Genomic DNA, 7490 nt, shown 5'->3' with positions numbered 1-7490 from the left:
CTAGGTGTTTAAGTTGCGGACTTCGCAAACACCCGATGAACGATGCGGCTCTTAACGAAGTCGCAACTAAACTCTTTCCGAAATTCTTTACCGCCTGTGAATGCCTGCCGAAATGGCAGGGCGATTTGTTTGCGCGCGCGTAATCCAACGGTTTTGTAGGCCGGGCTGTTCCCGGTTAATTTGGAGAAGTGAAGTGAACCTTGAAGAATTTGCAAAGCAAGCGGGCCTTGTTCTCGTGGAAATTGACGGTTCGGGGGTCGAGCAGGCTCGTACCTATACGGACAAGCTGACTGGTCAAGTCAAGCCGCTCCCCGGGCGGCAAACAGGGTTCATCTGGCAGGGCGGCAAGTACCCGGTGGAAGTCGGTGTCGATTTCCCCACGGAGAAGGGGCCATATGCGCCGGGAATGTACTTCCTCGGCGGGCCGATCTTCTCCGCTGGTGACTATGGCCGTGTGCAGTTCAAAGGCACCCGCGAGCTAAACCTCGTCGATGCCGATGAAGTTCTAGACCGCCTCACTCTGGCGGCGTCCGCAAAGGGCGCTGCCGGACCTAAAGAGAAGGCGGCTTAAGGGTGACGAGAGTGGTCGCCTGTGTTTCAGCCACCGATGGCGTGGCTGTGGCACCATGCGGGACCGTGGATGGCGAACCTCTTACCCCGGTCGTCGTCCAGTTGCCCGGGGAAGCTCCTGTTACCTCCGACCTCGCGGCTGACCTGTACGTCAACGCGGTCACTCTCGTCCTCATTGTATTCGTTGTCGGCCTCGTGGTCGGCTCGATGATGCGGGTCATTCGATCCGCATGAACCGCCGGATGATCCGGCCAATAAGGGAGCTAGATATGCTCAAGAAACTAAGCGTAATGTGGGCCGGTCTGTTGGCGGCTGTGTTGGCGTCTCCGGCGCTTGCTGCTGGTGCGACCGGCCCCGATTTTGCACCCATCACCGATGCAATCGACGTGACCACCACGGTCGCGGCGATCCTGTCGGTTGGTGGAATCATGATTCTTGTCAGCCTCGCCGTGATGGGCGCGCGCAAGATCATGCGTATGGTTCGTGGCGGTTAACCGCGAATAGGGAGGGGGGCGGCGTTGGTCGTCCCCCAACTGCCATGGCTCAAGTGATCCTCGACATCGGTGGTCTTTTTTTCGGCGCAATCGTCGCGCTCGCTTTCATCTTGGGGGTATCATGCGGAAATCGGTGATTGGCTTATCGGTTGCGGCCCTGTTGGCTTCGCAAGCGGCGGCGCAAGACGGCTCGACTAACGTAGGTGAGGCCATCGCAGCAACGGCTTCGTCCGCCTGCGATAGGACTGGCTGCACCCCAGAGGAGGAATTGTCGCTGCTCGACGCGATCGCGGTCAAGGTCGCCGGGTCGGTAGTGTCATGCTCGGGCGGCACGTGGCTCTGTGTCGCGAGCCTCGTTGGTATTCCGCTGACGCTCCCGCTCGGGGCAGATGCGCCGCGCGGAAACCCGAACCAACGGTATGAATTCGGTGATGAAGACCCCGGCTATTGGAATGATGCGCAGCAAGATGCCTGCCGCAACCATGTGTTCGAGTTAGACCCGCAGAACAACCTCATCGTGCCGTCGCTCAAACTAAGCGGCAACGCCACGCCGATGGACAATAACCCGCAGACATTTACGCCCACCTGGACGGCGGGTGCTAGGGAAGGGGGCGGCTTCGTGAACGCCCACACGCCCGATCCGAGTTCCGTTGCCCTCTGGGCGGCTCACAAGGAAAATCTCACCCGTGGCAGCGATTGGCGGGTGCAGTTCGCGTATTACAAGGTCCGCTTTGATACCAGCGAGCGGCGCACGTTTATCGGCGGCTCGACAGCGTTCTATCAGGGGCCGACGCTAGTCCAGCGCGGTAGCTTTTCGAAGCAAGTGAACTGGGTCAATAATCAGATCATATTAGCGGAAAATCCCTGTCCGGTTGGTGGCTCAGTGGGCGGCGACTTCAACTTCTATTGGCACCGTCAGTCAGACGAGTGCATTTGGTACGTCCCCAATTTTGGATTGGGGCCGACCGGATATGCCTACCCGCCAAGTACTGCGATCCCGTTTACCGAATGGAAGAACTACCCCGAGGGAATGCCGGACAGCACATTGTCCTGTTACCTTAATCCGATCTTCATTGCTGAACTCACGCAGGCGCTCTGGGAAAGCGTCGAGAACGAGCCCGGCGTGCCAGCTGCTCCAGACGTAGATGTTCCCGACGTTAAGGACGGTGGTCATCCTCCGCAGATAGCTGATCTGGCCGAACCGCCGAGTATCCCGACGACGCCGCCCGAAAATCCCGGCGATGGCGTGCCTCCCGGCTCCGGCGACGGTGGCGGCGGCGATCCCGGTGACGGTGGCGGCTCGTGGTGGGAGTGGCCGGATTGGGGCAGCGCGCCTGTTGTCGAGGAACCCGGCACGCTCGATCTAGACTTTCCGGACTGGTTCGATTTGCCGACTTTTTCGTGGGGGTCGCCGACTTGTCCGACCTATGAGGCGGAGGCGTTTGAACAGCCCCTAGTCCTCGATATCCATTGCCCGTTGATTGCCGAAAATCAGGCGGTCATTTCCTCGCTGATGCTGGTGATATTTTCGCTCAGTGCAGCGCTCATCGTACTGAGGGCCTAGCCGATGTTTGCCATTCTTCGCGCCGCGTTCACGTGGCTGATTTCGTACGTCCTCGGCAAAGCGCTCTTCGTGACGATTTTCGCCGGTCTGCTTGCCATCATTTGGACATATGCGCTCGATTTCGTTGGTGGTGCGGTCGATCTCCAAGGCGCAGGGGATGGTATTTCCAGCCTCCCTGCTGACATGCTGTTCTTCCTGCTGGTGCTGCGAATCGACATTGGTATGCCGATACTGCTGGGGGCTTGGATTGTCCGCTTTTCGATCCGCCGTTTGCCGGTGATTGGCTGATGAGGGCTTCCGCGATCATCAAGCTGTGGGTCGTCTTCTTCGGATGGCTCGTTGTGTTCCTCGTGCTGTATAGCCCGAGCGTTCAGCAACTGGTCGCCGGATAATGGCGATCACGGCCTACACGGGGCCTCCCGGTGCGGGTAAGTCGTATGCGATGATTTCGCAGGTCATCGTGCCCGCTGTGGCCGCGGGGCGGCGCGTCGTCACCAACATCGACGGGGTGGAACCGGCAAAGGTTCGGAAATACGCCGATAAGAGCGCCACTGGTGACCTCGGGGACGTTGTGCTGTTCTACGGCGAAGAGGCCAAGAAACCGGGCTTCTTTCCGACCGAAGAGATTTCCGATGAGAACACGTTCGTCAAAGGCGGCGATCTGCTCGTTTTCGACGAATGGCGGCTGTACTTTCCGCGCCGTGGCCAGCATCCGAATGCTGATCTGGAGAAGTTCCTACGCTGGCACCGGCACCTCACGGACGAGGAAGGCCGAACGTGTGATGTTGTCATCGGGACGCAGTTGGCGACTGACGTCCATGGCGATTATCGCGGCCTGATCGAACGCTCGTACAAGTTCCGGAAACTGTCCGCGCTGGGCATGAAGAAAACGTATCAGTATGACGTTTTCGAGGGGCATTTGCAGCCGAAGGGGGGCCAGTACGACAAGGGCAATGGGCGCTACAAGAAAGAGGTTTTTGCGCTCTATTCAAGCTATGACGGTGGGGTTGATGCAAAGGAGAAGGGCACCGATGCGCGGGCGACCATTTGGAGCAAAGGCCTAGCGTTCGGCTGTGCCGGAATGGTCGCTGCGCTGGGTGTATGCGCATATGGCGTCTACAGCTTCTTCACCAGCGCGACCGAGGCGCTTCCGGTTCCTGAGCAAGCTCCTCTCGGCTTCGCGCCTGTCATGCCTTCAAATCAACCGCAGCAAGCGCCGCTTCCATCCAGTCGGTGGCGGATTGTCGGCCAATTGGTCGGTGATGAAGGGCCGCTTGTTGTCGTTTCCGATGGCACGGCGACGAGGCTGTTAGAGGGGTCGTGCTGCGAGTTCCGCAAGGGTCGCCCGGTCGCTGGCAATATGAACGGCCAAGCGATCTATGCCGAGGATCGCGTTCATGTGTCGCGGGATGCCGGCATGATCGAATTAGCGCCGTGAGTAACAAACGGAAAAATTCGGGATCTGCCGGCTTACCGAAAGTTGCGAGATCGATGTTATTTTTCGCGGCCTGTGCGACAGTATATTGCGCTCCGGTCGTTGCTCAAACGGGTCCAAACGAGCGAATTGAAAGGGTTGTCTCTCCAGCGCGGGTGCAGGTGGATGCGATTGAGGTTGGCCCGTTGGTTGTCATGCTTCTGCGCGATGTGATGGGTGTCCCTTACATGATCGCGCCCGAAGTGTTGGCCGATGAGCGGCTTGTCTCGGTTGATCTGGAATTGCCTCGCGCTGAGATTCCGCAGCGTGTGGTGCGCTATATCCGGTCACTCGGGTACAATGTCGAGTTGCAGGCCGGGACTGTCGTCGTCTCGCCAAGTGGGTCGCCGCTGGGGGATTTGCCGGGATCAGTAGGCGAGGTCGATCAAGGTCCGGTCGATCCGCCTGTCAGGGCGCATCTGGTCGCTGTTCCTGCTCATCGCGATGTGGCCGAGCTGGGCGACATGCTGCAATCTGTCATGCCGGATTTGAGTGTTGCGGCTCGAGAAGGCTCGGACCCATCGGGCGGTCGAATCCTGTCAAGGGCAACGCCGCCTGCATTGGTGCTGGGTGGCACTGGCGAGCAGGTGGACCGGGCAATGTCGATATTGCGGGCGCTGGATCGGCCGCCGAGGGCAGTTCTCATCCGTGCGGCCGTCTACGAATTTCGAGAAGGCCGGAACAAGTCAGGCGGGCTTTCGATCCTCGCGGACCTGTTTGATGGCCGTATTACGTTCGGCTCGGAGGCGTCGTTGGCGCCGGGTGGGCAGTTTGTCGGGTTCGCCGTTGGTGGACTGCGGGCGGTGTTGTCCAGGACGAGCGGCGATGGCCGTTTCAAGCTCATTGCGCAGCCCATGTTGACCGCTCTCGATGGCACCACGGCAACGCTCAATTCCGGGGCGCAGGTTCCGACTGTTGGGGCTATCTCGTTCACTGAGGATGGTGCGCCGGTTCGCTCCATTGAGTACCGGGATAGCGGCCTCAATATCGAGTTTTCGCCAACGGTTCGCGGTGACTTGATCCAATTGGCCGTGACGCAAGAGCGATCCAGTTTCGAGCGGACCACGACGGGCGTGGATGACAGTCCGACGCTGAACCGCTCCACGACAAGCTCAACGGTCATGCTCCGGCCCGGTGAAGTGGCGGCGGTGGCGGGGCTAGATCAGCAGAGCATTGAAGAGACGCAGAGCGGGTTCCTCGGGGGCATTTTCCGCTCGCGCACGAACAGTCAGACGAAAGGCCAGATAATCGTTCTGGTCGAGGCAAGCTTGGTCGAGATGGGCAGCGAGGCAGAGATACATTTCACGCTTTTCCCGGACAACTTCCTTGGAGAGATGAAGCGACAAACTTCCTCGGAGCCGACGCAATCAGAATCGACCGGCGCGCAGCGTCAGTCACCCGTAGGGCCGTAACGCAGTGAAGGACGCGTTTGCGCGTTGACAGAGTGAGCACCGGGCTAGGCTGATGGGCCATCAACTCCCGATGTTTGGACAGATAAGGAGGGTTGCCGTGGACTATTTGCAGCTTGAGGGATTTCGGGAAGCGGTGCAGGGCCTGAAAGGGTCCAAAACGGCACCAGATTGCCCGCTGGGGGCCGAAACGAGGGAAAGCCTCGTGGAACGGCTAGCAGATGCTCGGCGAACTGTGCGGTATCTGGAGCGGCTTATCTCCGCCTATGAACATCGGGACGCGCGCCGCTCTTCGCAGCTGAGCCTTCCCGTCGCGAACCGCAGCGAGCGGAGCGAGGGAGGATCGCGGCGGAAAGGCTTTCTCGATGTCGGTTGACCCCCCATGTCTAATAGGGGGGTTACACTCTCCCAACCCATTGAAATCATTGAAAGTGGGAAAATCGGAAATTGGCCATGAATGAGGCGGATCAAAATGGCCAATTCGATGCCTATTCGGCCACTGTGTACGCGAACGCCGAGGCCCTCTTTGATGACTTGTTTTGCCTCATGGAGAGCGCGGGGCTCGATCCTAAGGCGCAGGATGGGCTAAAGGCACGGTTCTACGCCACCAATCGTCAACTAATCGACGAGAAAGGTCACCAGTTGCTTGCATTGAAATCGGGGGGGTCGAACCCGCATCCGCATGTTGAATGCACTGGCAGGGCGTCTCCGGTTCTCGCGGAGTACTTGCGCGAGCATTATGAGCATAAGCCGACGCGCATCGACCACGCGATGGACATTCGGGACTTCGGACTGTTCGACAAGATCGCCCAGTTCGCGCGGGGGTTTGCGCGCTCCAATCGGCTTAAGCTTTCGTTCGCTGGTGACTGGGCAAACCAGTATGAAGGGCGGACGGTCTACATCGGCTCGCGAACGTCGCAGGTCTTCGTTCGGGTGTATGAGAAAGGCATCAAAACCGCTAAGGAAAATGGCCTTCCGCTGACCGCTGACCTTCGTGACTTGGTGCGGATCGAATTAGAGTTTAAGCCGCAGACGAAGGCTGCTAAAGCGCTGGCTCCGACGATCACCGGACCGGAGATGTGGGGCAGTACGGACTGGACGCGGCAATTCGCAGACCGCGTCCTAGGGATGGGAGCGAAGCGAGTGTCGATCCGCGATCAGCGTGTGAGCAACGATGAGCGCTCGCGTAGGCTCATGGCGCAGCAATATGCGAGGATTTTGCGTGGTTGGTTCGAAGACTGCGACAGCGACTTCTGTGAGTTTGGACACGCAATAGGTGTCCTTGCTGGCTTCCCGGAGGCGCAAGAATGACGCGTGCACCGGTATCCGATGGTCCTGAAGACCAAGGCTGGTTTGCGGCGTTCTGGGCGGATTGTGAGTGGCTTGCTGAGAGGTTCGGCGGCGAGCCGCAAGAATATCTCGAAGAGATTGTCGGGCGTGTAAAAGATCGCCGGGATGGATCGTAGTAAACTGTAAGTTAAGCACATTTGCTTAATGTGCGTGGCATGTTCGATAGCTTCCGATGGCGATGGCGTTACCTGAACGCCCTTACGCTCCTCGGCTGTTTCGTGGTCCCGTACTACGCCCGGCGCCACCTCCCGGAGAAGTTTTCCAACGATAATTGAACATAAGTCTTGCGTTTATCGCGATGCTTGTTAATCACCGTTTATTGCGACGCCGAGGGGGTTGTTGCTGGACGGGGGTTACTGCTATGGCGAGCCAGCAAATTGATCGAATCGAGCTACCAAATCCGCAAGTCACAGCCTCAACAGCAGGCCGATGCGGAAAGGCAAAGCCGCCATGCGCGATACGTCACTCGGATGAAAAAGGCGGGGTTCAAACAGACCACGTTCTGGGTGCGCGAGGAGCGAATGGCGGACGTCAAAGCTTTCATTCAGGAAGTGAACGCCGATCCGCAGTAGCCAGTGCTAAGCCGCCATCGAAGGGTGCTAGCACTGCTAAAACTGATAATATATATT

11 protein-coding genes are annotated in these 7490 nt (G+C 58.7%); all 11 read left to right on the top strand.

All coding sequences use genetic code 11. The features are described from left to right. Positions 1-193: 193 nt before the first annotated feature. On the top strand, positions 194-571 hold the full coding sequence (locus KCG45_RS15375) for a G5P family DNA-binding protein (protein ID WP_218318103.1): 378 nt from the start codon (positions 194-196) through the stop codon (positions 569-571). Between the two features lie 2 nt (positions 572-573). Next, a complete protein-coding gene (locus tag KCG45_RS15370; RefSeq protein WP_218318102.1) occupies positions 574-804 on the top strand; it encodes a hypothetical protein in 231 nt (76 codons plus the stop codon). 35 nt (positions 805-839) lie between these two features. After that, entirely contained in the window at positions 840-1064 is a 225-nt protein-coding gene (locus tag KCG45_RS15365; protein ID WP_218318101.1) for a hypothetical protein, read from the top strand. 160 nt (positions 1065-1224) lie between these two features. Next, complete coding sequence (locus KCG45_RS15360; RefSeq protein ID WP_218318100.1) at positions 1225-2628, top strand: hypothetical protein; 1404 nt, start codon at positions 1225-1227, stop codon at positions 2626-2628. A gap of 3 nt (positions 2629-2631) precedes the next feature. After that, positions 2632-2916: a DUF2523 family protein gene (locus KCG45_RS15355; protein WP_218318099.1), complete on the top strand. Its 285-nt coding sequence runs from the start codon at positions 2632-2634 to the stop codon at positions 2914-2916. A gap of 103 nt (positions 2917-3019) precedes the next feature. Beyond that, positions 3020-4066 carry a zonular occludens toxin domain-containing protein gene (locus tag KCG45_RS15350; protein ID WP_218318098.1) on the top strand — a complete coding sequence of 349 codons (1047 nt, stop codon included), beginning with the start codon at positions 3020-3022 and terminating at the stop codon, positions 4064-4066. Positions 4067-4224: 158 nt separating this feature from the next. Beyond that, a complete protein-coding gene (locus tag KCG45_RS15640) occupies positions 4225-5514 on the top strand; it encodes a type II secretion system protein GspD (RefSeq protein WP_218318097.1) in 1290 nt (429 codons plus the stop codon). A 97-nt stretch (positions 5515-5611) separates the two neighbouring features. Further along, a complete protein-coding gene (locus tag KCG45_RS15340) occupies positions 5612-5887 on the top strand; it encodes a hypothetical protein (protein WP_218318096.1) in 276 nt (91 codons plus the stop codon). A gap of 77 nt (positions 5888-5964) precedes the next feature. After that, the gene (locus KCG45_RS15335) at positions 5965-6822 is read left to right on the top strand and encodes a replication initiation factor domain-containing protein (RefSeq protein ID WP_218318095.1); all 858 of its coding nucleotides are present in this window, start codon (positions 5965-5967) and stop codon (positions 6820-6822) included. Beyond that, a complete protein-coding gene (locus tag KCG45_RS15330) occupies positions 6819-6977 on the top strand; it encodes a hypothetical protein (protein ID WP_218318094.1) in 159 nt (52 codons plus the stop codon). The genes KCG45_RS15335 and KCG45_RS15330 overlap by 4 nt, the downstream gene beginning before the upstream one ends. A 261-nt stretch (positions 6978-7238) precedes the next feature. Next, positions 7239-7433, top strand: coding sequence for a hypothetical protein (locus KCG45_RS15325; protein WP_218318093.1), 195 nt, complete (start codon positions 7239-7241; stop codon positions 7431-7433). The last annotated feature ends 57 nt before the right edge of the window (positions 7434-7490 follow it).

The sequence above is a fragment of the Erythrobacter ani genome, from assembly GCF_019204025.1.
Lineage (GTDB): Bacteria > Pseudomonadota > Alphaproteobacteria > Sphingomonadales > Sphingomonadaceae > Erythrobacter > Erythrobacter ani.
The sequence above is the reverse complement of the archived record's forward strand: the minus strand, read 5'-3'. Positions and strand labels throughout refer to the sequence as shown.